This window comes from Streptomyces sp. NPDC048420 (assembly GCF_040651535.1).
In the GTDB taxonomy this organism is placed as follows: domain Bacteria; phylum Actinomycetota; class Actinomycetes; order Streptomycetales; family Streptomycetaceae; genus Streptomyces.
The window spans coordinates 68,865-86,493 of record NZ_JBEZKG010000014.1 but is presented as its reverse complement, the minus strand read 5'-3'; the positions used below and the strand labels follow the sequence as shown (position 1 = coordinate 86,493).

The 17,629-nt window shown below is 72.4% G+C and carries 13 protein-coding genes; 1 reads left to right on the top strand and 12 read right to left on the bottom strand.

Features of this window, described 5'->3' with window-relative positions; genetic code table 11:
- Positions 1-7: 7 nt before the first annotated feature.
- The 5 genes from cobC to cobM all read right to left on the bottom strand — a co-directional run bounded on the left by cobC (position 8) and on the right by cobM (position 5,854).
- Positions 8-1,081 carry an Rv2231c family pyridoxal phosphate-dependent protein CobC gene (gene cobC / locus AB0D34_RS26870; RefSeq protein WP_362665605.1) on the bottom strand — a complete coding sequence of 358 codons (1,074 nt, stop codon included), beginning with the start codon at positions 1,079-1,081 and terminating at the stop codon, positions 8-10.
- Positions 1,071-2,000, bottom strand: a complete 930-nt coding sequence (locus AB0D34_RS26865) for a sirohydrochlorin chelatase (protein WP_362665603.1) — start codon at positions 1,998-2,000, stop codon at positions 1,071-1,073. Before AB0D34_RS26865 ends, cobC begins: the two co-directional genes overlap by 11 nt.
- Before the next feature lie 64 nt (positions 2,001-2,064).
- Entirely contained in the window at positions 2,065-3,747 is a 1,683-nt protein-coding gene (gene cobJ / locus AB0D34_RS26860) for a precorrin-3B C(17)-methyltransferase (protein WP_362665601.1), read from the bottom strand.
- Positions 3,744-5,039 (bottom strand): precorrin-6y C5,15-methyltransferase (decarboxylating) subunit CbiE, encoded by a 1,296-nt coding sequence (gene cbiE, locus AB0D34_RS26855; RefSeq protein WP_362665599.1) that lies wholly within the window; start codon positions 5,037-5,039, stop codon positions 3,744-3,746. The genes cobJ and cbiE overlap by 4 nt, the downstream gene beginning before the upstream one ends.
- On the bottom strand, positions 5,036-5,854 hold the full coding sequence (gene cobM, locus AB0D34_RS26850; protein WP_362665597.1) for a precorrin-4 C(11)-methyltransferase: 819 nt from the start codon (positions 5,852-5,854) through the stop codon (positions 5,036-5,038). The genes cbiE and cobM overlap by 4 nt, the downstream gene beginning before the upstream one ends.
- A 74-nt stretch (positions 5,855-5,928) precedes the next feature.
- Between cobM and AB0D34_RS26845 the strand changes: the two genes are divergently transcribed.
- Positions 5,929-6,657 carry a ZIP family metal transporter gene (locus AB0D34_RS26845; RefSeq protein ID WP_362665595.1) on the top strand — a complete coding sequence of 243 codons (729 nt, stop codon included), beginning with the start codon at positions 5,929-5,931 and terminating at the stop codon, positions 6,655-6,657.
- A gap of 32 nt (positions 6,658-6,689) precedes the next feature.
- On the opposite strand, the gene cobI is transcribed toward AB0D34_RS26845, so the two are convergent.
- From cobI to AB0D34_RS26810, 7 genes are read right to left on the bottom strand one after another with little or no spacing between them, the layout of a single operon-like run.
- Positions 6,690-7,442: a precorrin-2 C(20)-methyltransferase gene (gene cobI / locus AB0D34_RS26840; RefSeq protein WP_362665593.1), complete on the bottom strand. Its 753-nt coding sequence runs from the start codon at positions 7,440-7,442 to the stop codon at positions 6,690-6,692.
- Positions 7,439-8,920, bottom strand: coding sequence for a cobyrinate a,c-diamide synthase (locus tag AB0D34_RS26835; protein ID WP_362665591.1), 1,482 nt, complete (start codon positions 8,918-8,920; stop codon positions 7,439-7,441). The genes cobI and AB0D34_RS26835 overlap by 4 nt, the downstream gene beginning before the upstream one ends.
- Complete coding sequence (cobO, locus tag AB0D34_RS26830) at positions 8,914-9,513, bottom strand: cob(I)yrinic acid a,c-diamide adenosyltransferase (protein WP_362665589.1); 600 nt, start codon at positions 9,511-9,513, stop codon at positions 8,914-8,916. The genes AB0D34_RS26835 and cobO overlap by 7 nt, the downstream gene beginning before the upstream one ends.
- Positions 9,513-11,525, bottom strand: a complete 2,013-nt coding sequence (locus AB0D34_RS26825; RefSeq protein WP_362665588.1) for a putative cobaltochelatase — start codon at positions 11,523-11,525, stop codon at positions 9,513-9,515. Before AB0D34_RS26825 ends, cobO begins: the two co-directional genes overlap by 1 nt.
- A complete protein-coding gene (gene cobN, locus AB0D34_RS26820) occupies positions 11,522-15,190 on the bottom strand; it encodes a cobaltochelatase subunit CobN (protein ID WP_362665586.1) in 3,669 nt (1,222 codons plus the stop codon). Before cobN ends, AB0D34_RS26825 begins: the two co-directional genes overlap by 4 nt.
- Entirely contained in the window at positions 15,187-16,680 is a 1,494-nt protein-coding gene (locus tag AB0D34_RS26815) for a cobyric acid synthase (protein ID WP_362665584.1), read from the bottom strand. The genes cobN and AB0D34_RS26815 overlap by 4 nt, the downstream gene beginning before the upstream one ends.
- Positions 16,677-17,618, bottom strand: coding sequence for a cobalamin biosynthesis protein (locus AB0D34_RS26810; RefSeq protein ID WP_362665582.1), 942 nt, complete (start codon positions 17,616-17,618; stop codon positions 16,677-16,679). Before AB0D34_RS26810 ends, AB0D34_RS26815 begins: the two co-directional genes overlap by 4 nt.
- Positions 17,619-17,629 lie beyond the last annotated feature (11 nt).

Here is a 17,629-nt window from a genome sequence, read left to right as displayed (position 1 = left end):
GGAGTCATCAACCCCGCGTCAGGGTCACCGCCTGATCCAGCGCCTGCAGGAACCCGTTCACCGTCGCCCGGTCCCGCACCGCGAGCCGCAGCCACTCCTCGTCCAGCCCCGGGAACGTGTCCCCGCGCCGCACCGCCCAACCCAGGTCGCGCAGATGCCGTCGTACGGCGGTGGCCTTCGGCAGGCGTACGAGGACGAAGGGGCCCTCGGCCGGTTCGACCACCCGGAGCCCGTCCGGCCCGAACTCCCGTAGCCCGGCGACGAGATGGGTCCGGTCGGTGGCGATGCGGTGGGCCGCGTGGGCCGCCTCCGCCAGGGCCCGGGGCTCCATGCAGGCCCGGGCCGCCGCGAGGGCCGGGGTGGAGACCGGCCACAGGGGCTGGGCCCGTTCCAGGTCGGCGATCGTCTCCGGGGCGGCGAGGACGTAACCGATGCGGAGACCGGCCAGGCCCCACGTCTTCGTCAGGCTGCGCAGGACGACGAGACCGGGCACGTCCGTCCTGCCCGCCAGCGCCTCACGCTCACCCGGCACCGCGTCCAGGAACGCCTCGTCCACCACCAACGTCCGCCCGAGACGGGCCAGTTCGGCGATCGAGGCGGCCGGATGCAGGACCGACGTGGGATTGGTCGGGTTCCCGACGACCACCAGGTCGGCGTCCTCGGGCACGGCCGCCGGATCGAGCCGGAAGCCGTCCTCCTCCCGCAGCAGCACCCGGTCGACCACATGCCCGGCGTCCCGCAGTGCCGCCTCCGGCTCGGTGAACTGCGGGTGCACCACCACCGGATGACGGATCGTCAGCGCGCGTGCGAGCAGCACGAAGGCCTCCGCGGCACCCGCGGTCAGCAGCACCCGCTCCACGGGCACCTCGTGCCGGGCCGCCACCGCCGCCCGCGCCTCGCGCCCGTCGGGATAGGCCGCGAGCCCCGTCAGCGACCCGGCGATCCGCTCCCGCAACCACTCCGGGGGAGTGTCCGCGCGGACGTTCACGGCGAGGTCCGTCAGCCGCGCACCCTCGTCCCGCACCTCGGCGTCGCCGTGGTGCCGCAGGTCGTGGCCGCTGTCGGCCCTGTCAGTGCGCATGGGAGTGGGCGCCGTGGTGGTGGCCGTGGTGATGGTGGTGACCGTCGTCGTCCGGATGGAAGTGCGGTTGCTGCGGCAGACCCACCTTGTCCTCGAAGCCGGGCAGCGCGATGCGGTACACACACGAGTCGCAGTTCATCCGCAGATCGCCCTCGACCGCCTCCCGGTACCGCTCCATCACCAGGTCGAGCAGCTCCGGCTCCGGGCCGATGACCTCCGCCGAGCGCACCTCGACCTCCGGATGCGCGGCCGCCCAGCCCTCGGTCTGGTGCTTCACCCGGTCCGGCAGGATCCCGGTGAACAGGAAGTAGGGCAGCACGACGATCCTGCGCGCCCCCAGCGCCACACACCGGTCGAGCCCGCTCGGCACGTCCGGCGCCGCCAGCGACACGAACGCCGTCTCCACGCCCGCGTATCCGCGCCCCTCCCACAGCAGCCGGGCCGCCTTGAACACCTCGGCGTTGGCGTCCGGGTCCGTGGAGCCCCGGCCGACGAGCAGCACGGTCACATCAGCCCGGTCCATGGGGGTACGCCCCCCGGTGGCGCCCAACGCCTCGTCGAGCCGCCGCTCCAGCACGTTCAGCAGCGCCGGGTGCGGACCCAGCGGCCGCCCGTACGTGTAGGAGATCCCCGGGTGCCGCTCCTTCTCACGGGACAGCGCGGCCGGGATGTCGCCCTTCGCGTGCCCGGCCGACACCAGCATCAGCGGTACGGCGGCGAAGCGGCGGACACCGCGCTCCACCAGCTCGCTCACCGCGTCGCCCAGCGGCGGCGGGGACAGCTCGATGAAGCCTCCAGCGACGGGCAGTTCGGGGTGGCGGGCCCCCAGCTCCCGGACGAAGTCACGGAACGCCTCGGCTCCGGCATCGTCCCGGGTGCCATGACCGGCGATGAGCAGGGCGGGCGGCTGGGTGGTCACGATGTCTCCTCGGGAAGCGAAAGGGGTTGTTCCAGCAGGGCGTCGGCCGTACGGACCGCACGAGTCACCGGGTGCCCTCCTGCCAGCGGTAGCCGCGCGGTGTCACCATGCGGCCCGCGATGTCGCGGGTCGCCGTGTTGCCCACCGTCACGACCGTCATCATGTCGACCGTCGCCGGGTCCAGTGCGGCCAGGGTCGTCAGTCGACCGGACTCGTCCGGCCGCGACGCGTTGCGTACGACACCGACCGGCGTCGTCGGTTCCCGGTGCTCGGCGAGGATCGCCAGCGCCTTGGGCAACTGCCAGTCCCGGCCCCTCGAACGGGGATTGTAGAAGGTGACCACGATGTCCGCCTCGGCCGCCGCCCGCACCCGCCGCTCGATGACCTCCCATGGCGTGTGCAGGTCGGAGAGGCTGATGGACACGTGGTCGTGGCCCAGCGGGGCACCGAGGATCGCGGCGGCGGCCAGCGCGGCCGTGACCCCGGGCACCCCGACCACGTCGATGTCGTCGGAGGCCTCGGCGAGCGCGGGGGAGGCCATGGCGTACACGCCGGCGTCCCCGCTGCCGATGAGCGCGACCGCCTGCCCCTCGCGGGCCTCGGCGACGGCGGTCCTGGCCCGCTCCTCCTCGGCCCCGAGCCCCGACTCCAGGACCCGGGTCCCGGGCCGCAGCAGATCACGGATCTGGTCGACGTACTGGTCGAGTCCGACCAGCACCGAAGCCCGCTGGAGCTCCGCCTTCGCGCGGGGCGTCAACAGGTCCCGGGCACCCGGGCCGAGCCCGACGACCGCGAGCCGGCCGCGCGCGGGAAGCCGTACGACAGCGCAGGTCGCCATGGCGGGCCGGGCGGCCGACTTCTGCTTGGGGACGAGGAGTTCACCACCGCCGACGAGCGCGGCGGCCTCCGCGACCGACGGTGTGCCGACGGCGGCCAGGGGCGCGTCCGACGGGTTGGGCACCTCGACGGCGGCCAACTCCTCGGCGGAGTAGGTGACCAGGGGCACACCGAGCCGCTCGGCCGCCGCCACGATCCCCGGCTCCTCCGACTTCGCGTCCACGGTGGCGAGTTCGGCGACACTGCGCACGGACAGCCCGGCCGCCCGCAACGAGCCCTCGACCAGCTCCAGCACCTCGTCGACCGGAGCACCCCTGGAGGCGCCGACGCCGACGACGAGGGTGGGCGGCCGCAGCAGGACCTCCTGCGGGGACGGTTCGACGAGACGGTCCGTGACACGGATGCCGTACGCCCCCTCCCCGGCGACCGGCAGCGCGGGCAACGGCCAGCCCGACTCGTTGTGCAGGGCGACGGGCTCACCGTCCAGAAGCGCCCGCGACACGGCCGCCACCGCACCCTCCACCGGCAGCCCGAGGGTGTCGAGCCCCGGCACCCCCACGGCGTCGGTCGCGGTCGTCACCACCGGCTGGGCTGCCAGCAACTCCCCGACCTCACGGGCGAGTTCATTGGCACCGCCGCCGTGCCCGCCGACCAGGGACACGGCGAACCGCCCGCCCTCGTCGACACACACCACACCCGGGTCGGACGCCTTGTCGCCGAGCAGCGGCGCGACCAGCCGTACGACCGCCCCCGTGGCCAGGAAACACACGAGCTGCTCGCACTCCGCGAACGCCCGCCGTACGGCGTCCCCCACGGGCCCGTCGTACACGCGCGTGCGCTCCGGCCAGGCCGCGGCCAGCCGGTCGCGCGCCACCGCCCCCGCCGCGGTGGCGGAAATAAGGCCGATCACTGAGCAACTCCCTCTCGGTACACGGGGTTTCTCTCTCCCCACAGCAGGAAAACCGGATTGGTCGCCGCGAGCCGGGTCACGTCCCCGGGCAGCGGTGCCAGCCGGGACGACTGGAGCAGTACGCCGTCGCAGTCCAGCCCGGCGCCGGTGAGCGCCGCGCGCACGGCCGGCACGCGGTCCAGCGTGGCCATGGCGACCACGACACTCCGCCGGGCACGGGGGGCACAGGCGGCGACGATCTCGGGCAGCTCATGTCCGCCGCCACCGACGAACACGGCGTCGGGATCGTCTTCGAGCCCTGCCAGCGCATCGGGTGCGCTCCCGTGCACGACCTGTACGTCGACCCCGTGCGCGGCCGCGTTCGCGAGGATCCGCTCGACCCCGTCCGCAGCCTTCTCGACGGCGACGACGGCGGCACCGAGCCGCGCACACTCCACAGCCACGGACCCGGACCCGGACCCGACGTCCCACACGAGCTCCCCGAGCCGCGGCCCGATCCGCGCCAGCGCGAGCGCCCGCACCTCGAACTTGGTGATCATCGAGTCACGGTGGGTGAACTCGCTTTCCGGCAGGGCCCATTGGGTGGGAGCGGCGGGCGGCCCAGAGACGGTACGCACGCCGCCAAGCGCCCGCGCCTCGTCGAGACACAGAACGACATTCACGGCAGACCCCCAGTCCCGGGCGGCGGCTTCGACGGGGCTGACCCGTTCGACACGCTCATCGCCGCTTCCCAGGCCGGAGGCGACCACGAGAACGCGCCCCAGGGGGGCGGGGAACTGCGCTACCAGCTCCAACGGCGCCGCAGACAACCGACGACCCATCGCAGCTTCAGCCAGCGCAGCGCCAAGCTCCGCAGGACCGGCTCCCGGCCCCGTGAGCACCGCCACCTTCCCCCGCGCACGGCACACATTGACGGCCGTCCGCAGATCCCGCCCATGCGCGCTGACCACGACGGCGTCATCCCACGGCAGCCCCACCCGAGCGAACGCGGCGGCGACGGACGACACACCGGGACGGACGTCCAGCGCAGCCGGCCCGAACCGTTCCGCCAGCACCCGCACGATCCCGAAGAACCCGGGGTCGCCGGAGGCCAGCACGACGATCCGACTCCCCTTGTCGTGATGCCGTTCGATGACGTCCAGCGCCGGAGCCAGCGGCCCCAGAACGACCTGCTCGGCGCCCGCGGGGACCGCCACCGCATCCAGATGCCGCCGCCCGCCCACGACAAGCTCGGCCCCGGCCAGGGTCTCCGGCGGCGGTGCCCCCATCCCCGTACCCACCACCGTGATCACGTGCTCGCACCCCGCGAACGCAAGGCCCGCCGCGCCTCCGGATCGGCCTTGCGGTACCCGTGGAAGTGACCGGGGTGGTAGAGGTGCGAGCGGGTGCCCTCGGCGCCCAGGGCCGGGCCGACCAGGAAGAGCGTGTGCTTCCAGAGCTTGTGCTCCTTGACGGTCTCCTCCAGCGTCTCGATCGTGCACCGCACCACCAGCTCCTCCGGCCAGGTCGCCTGATAGGCGACGACGACCGGGGTGGAGGTCGGATAGCCGCCCTCCAGCAGCTCCCGCACCAACTGCCCGCTGCGCGCCGCGGACAGGAAGATCGCCATGGTGGTGCCGTGCTTGGCGAACTCCCGCACCTCCTCGCCGGGCGGCATCGGCGTCTTGCCGCCGCCGAGCCGGGTGAGGACGACGGACTGCGCGACCTCGGGAATGGTCAACTCGCGCTGCGCGAGCGCGGCGACGGCAGAGAAGGCGGAGACCCCGGGTACGACCTCGGTCCCGATGCCGATCCGCGCACACCGGTCGAGCTGCTCCTGGGTACCGCCCCAGAGGGCGGGGTCCCCGGAGTGGATACGGGCGACCTTGAGTCCGGCCTCGTGGGCCCGCTCGTACACGGCGACGACGTCCTCCAGGGACATGGTCGCCGAGTCGAGGATCTCCGCGTCCGCGCGCGCGTGTTCGAGGACCTCCGCCTGCACCAGGCTCGCGGCCCAGATCACGACGTCGGCCTCGGCGATGGCGCGCGCGGCCCGGAACGTCAGCAGATCGGCGGCGCCGGGGCCGGCACCGACGAAGGTCACCTTGCCGGTGGGGGCATCGGCCATGGGAATCGGTCCTCCTACGAGTACTGCGGTGGCTGGATGTGCGTGAACGGGGGTTGATCGGATACCAAGGGCCCATGGCGGTCTTCGTCGCGCTCGGCGCGTTCCTGATGACGCTGGCCGGCGGCTGGACGGCACAGCGGGTGACCGACCGCCGTCATCTGGTCCTCGGCCTGGCCGGCGGCCTGATGCTCGGTGTGGTCGGCCTGGACCTGCTGCCGGAGGCGCTGCACGCGGCCGGCGACGAGGTCTTCGGCGTCCCGGCGGCCCTGCTCCTGTTCGTGGCCGGCTTCCTGCTGGCCCATCTGGTGGAACGTCTGCTGGCCGCCCGTCAGGCCGCGCACGGCGGCGAGGAGCACGACGGCCGGGTACCGGAGGTGGGCCTGACGGCCGCCGCCGCGATGGTCGGCCACAGTGCCATGGACGGTGTGGCGATCGGCGCGGCCTTCCAGGTGGGCGAGGGCATGGGCACGGCGGTCGCACTGGCCGTCGTCGCCCACGACTTCGCGGACGGCTTCAACACATACACGATCACGAGCCTGTACGGGAACGCCCGCCGCAAAGCCCTGACCATGCTGTTCGCGGACGCGGCGGCCCCGGTCGCGGGCGCCGCCTCGACGACGTTCGTGACCATCCCGGAGGGCCTGCTCGGCGGCTATCTCGGCCTCTTCGGCGGCGCGCTCCTCTATCTCGCGGCGGCCGAGATCCTCCCCGAGGCCCACCACGAACACCCCGCCCGCTCGACCCTGCTGTGCACGGTCGCGGGTGTGGGCTTCATCTGGCTGGTGGTGGGCCTGGCGGGCTGACCTGCCGGCTCTGGAGGGGTTCGCCGAGGAAATCACAACTTGCCGCCCCGGCTGCCGTCCCGACGCGCGGGCGCGATGAGGGTCGACAGATACGGCAGGGGAGCCCCGTCGAGCTCGGCAGCGGACCGGATGGACTCGGACTCAAGGCCCAGCGCCGATCCCCATACGGCGTCCTCGATCCGCCCGGTCTCCCTGAGCACCTCGGCCACCTCACCGGCCTGCCGGCCGAACTTGTAGGCGACGACGGTGCCGGGCCCGTTGAGCGCGTCCTTGAGCACCGCGGAACCGGCCGTGACGGGAACCAGTGTGAGCGGCTCGGTGCCCTCGGTCAGCACCGCCCCGGAACGCGCCGCGAGATCCTGCATGGCGGTGATCCCGGGCACGGTCTCGACGACGACGCCGGGCACCAGCTCGGCGATGGTGTGGGCGAGATAGGTGAAGGTGGAGTACACGTTGGGGTCGCCGATGGTGGCGAACGCGACGGAGCCGTTGGCACGCAGCAGTTGGGCCACCCGCTCCCCGGCGGCGTCCCAGGCGGCCTCGCGCCGAGCGTGATCACTGCGCTCGTTCAGAGCGAAGACGACCCGTACGACCTTCTCCCGCGGCACGTAGTGCAGCACGGTGGCCTCGGCCCGTCCCCGCTCACCCCCATCCTTTCCATCAGGTGCAGCCATGACCGGCACGACGACCACGTCGGCGGCGCGCAGGGCGTTGACACCCTTGACGGTCACCAGCTCCGGATCGCCGGGTCCGACCCCGACCCCGATCAACCTGCTGCTGCTCATGACGTCCGGCACCTCTCCACGAACCGACGGGCGACACCGGGCACCGAGGCCCAGTGCGTGTGCAGATAGCTCGCGTGCACACCACGCTGTACGAAACCTTCGAGCCGCCTCCGGGGCACCCGTACACCCCACGCGGCAGCGTCCCCCGCCCCCGGCTCCACCACGGTCCGGTGGAACTCGTGCCCACGCATCCGGGTCCCGGCGACGGCAAGCGAACTGTCACTGACGGCGACGGCGTCCCGATACCCGAGCGTGAGCTTCTCCGCCATCCGCGCGTCGGCATCCAACACCCCGCACATCGGCTGCCCGTCGAGCTCACGGCACAGGTAGAGCAACCCGGCACACTCGGCGGCCACGGGAGCCCCGCTCTCCGCGAGAGCGGCGACAGCCTTCCGCAAGGGCTCGTTGCCGGACAGCTCGGCGGCGTACATCTCGGGGAACCCACCGCCGATGACCAACCCGCGCGTCCCGTCCGGCAGTTGCTCATCCCGAAGCGGATCGAAGACGACGACCTCGGCACCGGCGGCGGCGAGCAGCTCGGAGTGCTCGGCATAGGAGAAGGTGAAGGCGGGGCCGCCGGCGACGGCAACTCTCACGGGCCGGTCGGCGAAATCCAGCCCCACCGGCGTTTGAGGAGCGGGGGTCTGGGGCCGGAGCTCCCAGGGCGGGGTCGAAGGGGCAGAGCCCCTGGAGGATGGGACGGGTAGGGGCGGCGGGGGCGAAGAACCCAAGACCTCAGCCGCATCCCAAGCCGCACCCGACAACGCACCGGCACCCCGTGCGAGCCCCATCAACGCATCGAGATCGCACCCGGCACGCACCTGCTCCGCCATCGCCGCTACGGCCTCCACCGCCGCAGCCCGCCGCTCCGCAACCGGCACCAGCCCAAGATGCCGCGACGGCGTCTCCACCTGATCAACCCGCCGCAACACCCCGAACACAGGCACCCCGGCCGACTCCAACGCCTCCCGCAACAAGGCCTCATGCCGATCGGAGGCGACCTTGTTGAGAATCACGCCCCCCACCCGCACCTCGGGATCCCACGACGCGAACCCATGCACAAGAGCGGCAACGGACCGAGACTGCGACGAGGCGTCGACGACCAGCACCACCGGCGCCCGCAGCAGCTTGGCGACATGAGCGGTGGACGCCAGTTCACCCTCCCCGGCGGCCCCGTCGAACATCCCCATCACCCCCTCGACGACGGCGATGTCACACCCCCGCGCACCATGCAGGAACAGCGGAGCAACCAACTCCGGCCCACACAGATACGCGTCGAGATTCCGCCCCACCCGCCCGCTCGCGAGCGCGTGATACCCGGGATCGATGTAGTCAGGGCCCACCTTGTGCGGAGACACGGCAAGCCCGCGCGCGGCGAACGCGGCCATCAACCCCGTGGCCACGGTGGTCTTCCCGCTGCCGGAAGAAGGCGCGGCGATGACCAGCCGAGGGACGGAACCGGATGAGGACATCACCACTCGATACCCCGCTGCCCCTTCTGCCCGGCGTCCATGGGGTGCTTCACCTTGGACATGTCGGTCACGAGATCGGCGAAGTCGACGAGCTTCTCGGGCGCGTTCCGCCCGGTGATCACGACATGCTGGGTCCCGGGCCGCTCCCGAAGCACCTCAAGGACCTCGTCCGTGTCCACCCACCCCCAGTGCATCGGGTAGGCGAACTCGTCGAGCACATACAGCTTGTACGTCTCCGCGGCCAGATCCCGCTTGACCTGCTCCCAGCCCTCCCGGGCCTTCTCCTCATTGTCCATCTGGGCGTCCCGCTGCACCCAGGACCAGCCCTCACCCATCTTGTGCCAGTCGACGGACCCGCCCTCCCCGGACGCCCCCAGCACCCGCAGCGCGTTCTCCTCGCCGACCTTCCACTTCGCCGACTTGACGAACTGGAACACCCCGATGGGCCACCCCTGGTTCCAGGCCCGCAGGGCGAGCCCGAACGCAGCGGTGGACTTCCCCTTCCCGATCCCGGTGTGCACGACCACCAACGGCCGGTTCCGCCGCTGACGAGTCGTCAGCCCGTCGTCCGGCACCACACTCGGCTGTCCCTGAGGCACTACGCCGCCCTCCTCTGTACGTCCTTCACGAGCCCTGCGATCGAGTCGGCCCGCAACTCGTCCAACGTCACCGCGGTACCGCCCAGTTCACCGGCGAGCTGCCCGGCCAGCCCCAGCCGCACCGGCCCGGACTCGCAGTCGACGACGACGGAGGCGACGCCCTCCGCGGCGAACAGCCGAGCCGCCCGCCCCGCGAGGGCGACCGGCTCGGGCCCACCGGTGGCGCGCCCGTCCGTCACCACCACGACCAGCGCCCGCCGCGCGGGATCCCGCAGCCGCTCCACCCGCAGCACCTCGTGCGCCCGCAGCAGCCCGGCCGCGAGCGGGGTCCGCCCACCGGTCGGCAGTGTCTCCAGCCGAGCGGCCGCGGCGTCCACCGACGAGGTGGGCGGCAACGCGACCTCCCCGGCCGACCCCCGGAACGTCACCAGACCCACCTTGTCCCGGCGCTGATACGCGTCGAGCAGCAGCGACAGCACAGCCCCCTTCACCGCGCTCATCCGCTGCCGCGCCGCCATCGACCCCGAGGCGTCGACGACGAACAGCACGAGGTTGCCCTCGCGCCCCTCCCGTGTCGCCTGCCGCAGATCGTCACGCCGGACCACGAGCCCACGCCCCGACCGCCCGCGCGCCCGCTGATGCGGGGCGGCCGCCTGCACGGTGGCCGCGAGATGCAGCTTGGTCAGCGCCCCTCGGGGCCGCCGTGCCCCGGTCGTCCGCCCGTGCTCGGTCCGCGCCCGCGACCGCCGCCCGGCGGCACCGTCCCCGAGCCCGGGAACCCTGAGCACTTTGGTGCGGAAGGGCTCGGAAGCCCGTGCGGCCGCCTGTTCCCCGGCACCGGCACCGGACGCCTGCGGCTCGCCACCCTCCCCGGCCTCCGGCCGCGCACCGGAACCCCCGTCAGTCTGCGGCCCGTCGGAGGACGGCGGCTGCCCACCACCCCCACCGGGCCCGTCCGGATCCGGCTCGTCATCATCGCCGGAGTCACCGGAGTCACCGGACCCGCTGAACTCCTCCAGCGTCTCGTCCAGCTTGTCCTCGTCAAGTCCCGGAGCGTCAAAGGGATTACGGCGCCTGCGGTGCGGCAGCGCGAGCAGCGCGGCCTGCCGCACGTCCTCCGCCAGTACGTCCGTCCGCCCGGCCCACGCGGCCAGCGCGGTCGCGGTACGCGCCATCACGATGTCGGCCCGCATACCGTCGACCTCGAAGGCCGCGCAGGTCGCCGCGATCTGCCGCAGCGCCCCGTCGCCCAGCCGCACCGACGGCAGCAACTCCCGCGCGGCCACGACACGTTGCCGTACGCCGGCCTCCTCGTCCGCCCAACGCGTCGCGAACCCCTCCGGATCGTCGTCGTACGCGAGCCTGCGCCGTACGACCTCCACCCGCTGGTCGGGCTCCCGCGAGGCCGCGACCTCCACGGTCAGCCCGAACCGGTCGAGCAACTGCGGCCGCAGCTCGCCCTCTTCGGGGTTCATCGTGCCGACCAGCAGGAACTTCGAGGCGTGCCGTACGGAGACACCCTCGCGCTCCACGTACGAGGCGCCCATCGCGGCCGCGTCGAGGAGCAGGTCGACGAGGTGGTCGTGGAGGAGGTTGACCTCGTCGACGTAGAGGATGCCGCGGTGCGCGTCCGCCAACAGGCCGGGCTCGAAGGCCTTCACGCCCTCCGCGAGCGCCCGCTCGATGTCGAGCGCGCCGACGAGCCGGTCCTCGGAGGCGCCGACGGGGAGTTCGACCATGCGGGACGCGCGGAAGACACCGGGGCCGGGCTCGTGCGGCCCGTCCGGACACGACGGGTCGGGAGCGGAAGGGTCACAGGAGAAACGGCACCCGGCGACGACCGGCACCTGTGGCAGCAGTGCCGAAAGGGCCCGTACCGCCGTCGACTTGGCGGTGCCCTTCTCGCCGCGCACCAGCACTCCGCCGACCGCCGGTGAGACGGCGTTCAGCAGCAGTGCGAGCCGCAGGTCGTCCTGGCCGACAACGGCCGTGAACGGGAAGGGGGTTGTCACTGGTCGCCCTCCAAGTCGCCTTCCAGCTCCAGGTATGTGGCCCGCAGCCGCTCCAGTGTGTCCGCGTCCGGCTCGGCCCACAGTCCGCGGTCGGCGGCCTCCAGGAGCCGCTCCGTGACGCCCCGCAGTGCCCACGGGTTGGACTTCTTCATGAAGTCCCGGTTCTCCGCGTCGAAGACGTACTCCGCGCTGAGCTTCTCGTACATCCAGTCGTCGACGACCCCGGCCGTGGCGTCGTAGCCGAAGAGGTAGTCGACGGTCGCCGCCATCTCGAAGGCGCCCTTGTAGCCGTGCCGCCGCATGGCCGCCATCCAGCGCGGGTTGACCACCCGGGCGCGGAACACCCGGTGGGTCTCCTCGCCGAGCGTGCGCGTCCTCACCTGGTCGGGCGTCGCCGAATCGCCCACGTACGCCTCGGGGTTGGCGCCCGTCAGATGGCGCACCATCGCCACCATGCCGCCGTGGTACTGGAAGTAGTCGTCGGCGTCGACCAGGTCGTGCTCACGGGTGTCGACGTTCTTCGCGGCCACGTTGATCCGCTTGAACGCGGTCTCCATGTCCCCGCGCGCCGCCCGTCCGTCGAGCCCTCGACCGTAGGCGTAGCCGCCCCAGACGGCGTACACCTCGGCGAGGTCGGCGTCGCTTCGCCAGTTCCGGGCGTCGATCAGCGGCAGCAGACCGGCCCCGTACGCCCCCGGCTTGGACCCGAAGATCCGGGCCGTGGCCCGCCGCCGGTCACCGTGCTCGGCGGTGTCCTCGTCGGCGTGCGCCTTCACGAAGTTGCGGTCGACGGGCTCGTCCAGCTCGGCCACCTTGCGGACGGCGTCGTCGATCAGCCCGACCACATGCGGGAACGCGTCCCGGAAGAAGCCCGAGATCCGGACGGTGACGTCCACGCGCGGCCGCCCGAGCTCCTCCAGGCCGATCACCTCGAAGCCGGTCACCCGCCGCGAGGCCTCGTCCCACACCGGACGGCACCCCAGCAGGGCCAGGATCTCGGCGATGTCGTCGCCCTGGGTGCGCATCGCGGACGTACCCCACACCGTCAGGCCGACGGACTTCGGGTACTCCCCGGTGTCGGCCAGGTACCGCTGGACGAGCGAGTCGGCGAGCGCCTGCCCGACCTCCCAACTCAGCCGGGACGGAATGGCCTTGGGGTCGACGGAGTAGAAGTTCCGGCCGGTCGGCAGGACGTTGACGAGCCCCCGGGTCGGTGAACCGGACGGACCCGCCGGGACGTAACCGCCGTCCAGGGCCTTGAGGATGTGGTCGATCTCGTCGGTCGTACGCGCGAGTCTCGGCACGACCTCGGTGCAGGCGAACTCCAACACGGCTACGGCGTCGGGGAGTTCGGCGCCGAGGACCTCACGCACGAGAGCCGGGACGGCCGCCGCGTCCCACGCCCGGGCCTCCATTCCCTCCGCGACCCGTCGGCACAGCTGCTCCAGCAGGTCGATCGCGTCGGCGGCCGTACGGGACGGCCCCTCGACGAGTTCCGACAGCTCGGCCGCAACCTTCACCGGCGCCCCCGGCTCGGCGAGCAGCTCCTTCTCGTCGAGCCCGAAGCGAGCGGCGAACGAAGCCCTCAGCCCCGGCAGGGCGTTCGCCTGTCCGCCCCACACCTGCGAGGCCCGCAGCACGGCGAGCACGAGGTTGACCCGGGCCTCGTCGACCGGGCCCCCACCGAGGATGTGCAGCCCGTCCCGGATCTGCACGTCCTTGATCTCGCACAGATAGCCGTCGATGTGCATGACGAACTCGTCGAAGGCGTCGTCGTCCGGCTGGTCCTCGACATGCAGGTCGTGGTGGAGCTCGGCCGCCTTCACCAGCGTCCAGATCTGCGCTCGCACGGCCGGGGCCTTCGTCGGGTCCAGGTCGGAGACGAGCGCGTACTCGTCGAGCAGCTGCTCCAGCTTGGCCAGGTCGCCGTAGGTGTCGGCCCGCGCCATCGGCGGCACCAGGTGGTCGACCACGGTGGCGTGCCCACGTCGCTTGGCCTGGGTGCCCTCACCGGGGTCGTTGACGATGAACGGGTAGATCAGCGGCAGTTCACCGAGGACGGCGTCCGGGGCACACCCGCCACTGAGCCCAAGACCCTTGCCCGGCAGCCACTCCATCGTGCCGTGCTTGCCCATGTGGACGACCGCGTCGGCGCCGAACCCCGCTTGAGAAGATGCAGTCTCCAGCCACCGGTACGCGGCCATGTAGTGGTGCGACGGCGGCATGTCCGGGTCGTGGTAGATCGCGATCGGGTTCTCCCCGAAGCCGCGCGGCGGCTGGATCATCACGACGACGTTCCCGAACTGCAGGGAGGCCAGCACGATGTCGTCCCCGTCGACGTACAGCGACCCCGGCGGCTCGCCCCACGCCTCCAGCATCGCGTCCCGCAGCTCCGGGTCCAGCTTGTCGAACCACGCCTGATAATCGGCGAGCGGCACCCGCGCGGGAGCCGACGCCAGCTGCTCCTCGGTCAGCCACTCGACATCGTGACCGCCGGCCTCGATGAGCCGGTGGATCAACTCGTCGCCGCCGGACGGGTATTCGGTGAGCGAGTACCCGGCCTCCCTGAGCGCGTCCAGCACCCGTACCGCCGAAGCGGGAGTGTCGAGACCGACCGCGTTGCCGACCCGCGAGTGCTTGGTCGGATACGCCGTGAAGACCAACGCGAGCTTCTTCTCCGCGTTCGGCTTGTGCCTCAACTCCGCGTGCCGTACGGCGATCCCGGCGACCCGCGCGGCCCGCTCGGGGTCGGCCACATACACCGGGACGTCGTCGGGCCCCTGTTCCTTGAAGGAGAACGGCACGGTGATCAGCCGTCCGTCGAACTCCGGGATCGCGACCTGCATGGCCGCGTCCATGGGGGAGAGGGCGGCGTCGGACCCGTCCCAGGCCGCGCGGGACGTCGTCAGGCAAAGTCCTTGCAGGACCGGCACGTTGAGGTCGGCCAGCGCCCCGATGTCCCACGCCTCCTCGTCACCACCCGCCGACGCCTGCGAGGCGTGCGTGCCGCCGGCGGCGAGGACGGTGGCCACGAGGGCGTCGGCCCGCCCGAGCAGCTCGTACAGCCCGGCGTCCGCCCCGCGCAGCGAACCGCAGTACACGGGAAGGGCGTTGACGCCCCGCGCCTCGATCGCCTCGCACAGGGTGTCCACGAAACCGGTGTTGCCGCTGAGCTCATGGGCCCGGTAGAAGAGCACACCGACGGTCGGACGGCCGCTCTCCTGCGCGTAGGAGCCGTGGACGCCGTACTCCGGCATCTTCTGCGGCTCGACGAACCCCTCACCGGTCAGCAGCACGGTGTCGGACAGGAACCGGGCAAGCTCCACCAGGTTCCCCGGCCCGCCCTCGACGAGGTACTTCAGCGCCTCCGCGACCACACCCGCGGGCACGGACGACTCGGCCATCAACTCCGCGTCGGGCACGGCCTCGCCGCCCAGCAGCACGGTCGGGACACCCGAGGCCTTCAACGCGGCCAGCCCCTCCTCCCAGGCCCGCTTGCCGCCCAGCAGCCGTACGACGGCGATGTCCGCGCCCTCGATCAGCGCGGGCAACTCGTCCGTGACGTCGACGCGTGTCGGGTTGCCGATCCGGTAGTCGGCACCGGCGGCGGCCCGGGCCGCCAGCAGGTCCGTGTCGGCGGTCGACAACAACAACACTGTGCTCATGCGGGCGCTCCCGGTGGAATGAAAGGCAGTCCTTGTGGCGCGCCGGACTCGATGAGCCGCCACAGCGCGTCCGTGTCCGCGTGCTGTTCGATCAGATCGCCGAGCCGGTCGAGCTGCTCCTCGCGCAGCGCGGCGAACGAGGTGTCGGGGGCCGGCACGAACCGGCGGCCCGCGGCGGCCGCCACCTCCCGCAGGAAGGCCCGCCGGAACCCGTCCGACTCCAGCGAGCCGTGCCAGTGCGTCCCCCAGGTCTGGCCGACGCGGCAGCCGTCGAGGAAGGGTTCTCCTGAGGTCACCGAGGCGACGCCGTGGTGGATCTCGTACCCCTCGACCTGCTCGCCGAGGGCTTCCCCCACGGGCCGGGTGAGGGTCTTCTCCCGCGCGAACCGCACGCGGACGGGAAGCACACCGAGGCCGTCGACGTGCCCCTGCCGGCTCTCGACCTCGTCCTCGATGTGCTCGCCGAGGATCTGGAAGCCGCCGCAGATGCCGAGAACCGGACGCCCTTCCGCGGCCCTTCGGACGAGGGCGTCGGCGAGCCCCCGCTCGTGCAGCCAGTCCAGCGCACGGACGGTCCCCCGGGTCCCCGGAACGATGACGAGGTCGGCGTCGGCCAGTTCCTCCGGCCGGTCCACGAACCGCACGACGACACCGGGTTCCGCGGCCAGCGCGTCGACATCGGTGAAGTTCGACATGAGCGGAACCGCGCATACGGCCACCCGCAGCACGTCCTCGCCCACCGGGGCCGAGGCCCGGGAGTTCCGGACCCCCATCCCGTCCTCCTCGTCGATCCCGAGCCCGTGCCGGAAGGGCAGCACGCCGTAGGTGTGCCGTCCGGTGAGCCCGTGCAGCATGTCCAACCCGGGGTCGAGCAGCGAGACATCCCCCCGGAACTTGTTCACCAGGAACCCGGCGACCAGCCGCTGATCCTCTTCGGACAGCAGCGCCACGGTCCCGAAGAAGGAGGCGAAGACGCCACCCCGGTCGATGTCACCGACGACGAGCACGGGCAGCCCGGCGTTGCGCGCGATGCCCATGTTGACGATGTCGGTCCGCCGCAGGTTGATCTCGGCCGGACTGCCCGCCCCCTCACAGATCACCGCGTCATACGTGCCCCGCAGTTCGGCGAGGCACTCCAGCACGGTTCCGAGCAACTGCTGCTGCCGCCCCCCGTGATAGCCGCGCGCACTCAGCTCCCCGACCGGCTTTCCGAGCAGCACGACCTGACTGCTCTGCTCGCCACCGGGCTTGAGCAGCACGGGATTCATCAGCGCGGTCGGCTCGATGCGGCAGGCCTGCGCCTGCATGGCCTGGGCCCGCCCGATCTCCGCGCCCTCGCGCGTCACGAAGGAGTTGAGGGACATGTTCTGCGCCTTGAACGGCGCGACCTTCACCCCCTGCCGCACCAGCCACCGGCAGATCCCGGCGGTGACGACACTCTTGCCGGCGTCCGAGGTGGTCCCGGCGACGAGAAGCCCCCCACCACTCATGCCCCACGCCCCTTCACGAGGGCCCGCGCGACGACACCGGCGCCGAGCGCGAGCAGTCCGACGCGCCGCGACAGGCGTGCGGCGCGCTCGATGTCGTACGTGGCGACGGCACGCCCCTGCCCGTTGAGCACGGGCCGGTGCTCGACCCGCCCCGCGTACGAGAGGGTCCCGCCGAGCCGCACCCCGAGAGCCCCCGCGAACGAGGCCTCGACGGGCCCGGCGTTGGGACTGGGATGTTTGCCGGCATCCTCCCGCCACGCCCGCACCGCACCCCGCGGATCACCCCCGGAGACCGTCGCGAGTACGGCGGTCAGCCGCGCCCCCGGCCACCCGGCGAGGTCGTCGAGCCGGGCGGAGGCCCACCCGAACCGCCGGTACCGCTCCGACTTGTGCCCGACCATGGCGTCGAGCGTGTTGACGGCCCGGAACCCGACCAGCCCCGGCACTCCACCGAAGGCCCCCCACACGAGCGCCCCCACGACGGCGTCGGAGGTGTTCTCGGCAACGGACTCGACCACGGCCCGGGCGATCCCGTCGGCGTCGAGGGCCTGAGGATCCCGCCCACAGAGATGAGGCAAACGGGCGCGGGCCGACTCGACGTCCCCCGCCTCCAGCGCCCGCCCGATGACCCGGGCCTCCCGCACGAGCGAAGTCCCGCCCACCACGGCCCAGGTGGCGGCGGCGGTCAGCGCGACGGAAGCGGTACGGGACGGACGTACGACATGCTCCGTCACGGCACCGAGCCCCACCGCACCGCCCACGCAGACGGCGGTGTGCAGCGCGCCCCACCCCCGGTGGTCCCGCCACAACACCCGCTCCACGGCACCGGCGGCCCGCCCGAACGCGGCGACCGGATGCCCGCGGCGCGGATCGCCGAGCAGCAGATCACCGAGGAGGCCGGCGGCGGCGCCGTACGCGAAGACGCGATCGGCACGCACCGGGTCAGCCG

Coding starts and splice junctions, on each gene's coding strand:
- cobC (WP_362665605.1), bottom strand. CDS start 1,081: ATGCGCACTGACAGGGCCGACAGCGGCCACGACCTGCGGCACCACGGC.
- cobM (WP_362665597.1), bottom strand. CDS start 5,854: ATGGCCGATGCCCCCACCGGCAAGGTGACCTTCGTCGGTGCCGGCCCC.
- AB0D34_RS26845 (WP_362665595.1), top strand. CDS start 5,929: ATGGCGGTCTTCGTCGCGCTCGGCGCGTTCCTGATGACGCTGGCCGGC.
- cobI (WP_362665593.1), bottom strand. CDS start 7,442: ATGAGCAGCAGCAGGTTGATCGGGGTCGGGGTCGGACCCGGCGATCCG.
- cobN (WP_362665586.1), bottom strand. CDS start 15,190: ATGAGCACAGTGTTGTTGTTGTCGACCGCCGACACGGACCTGCTGGCG.
- AB0D34_RS26815 (WP_362665584.1), bottom strand. CDS start 16,680: ATGAGTGGTGGGGGGCTTCTCGTCGCCGGGACCACCTCGGACGCCGGC.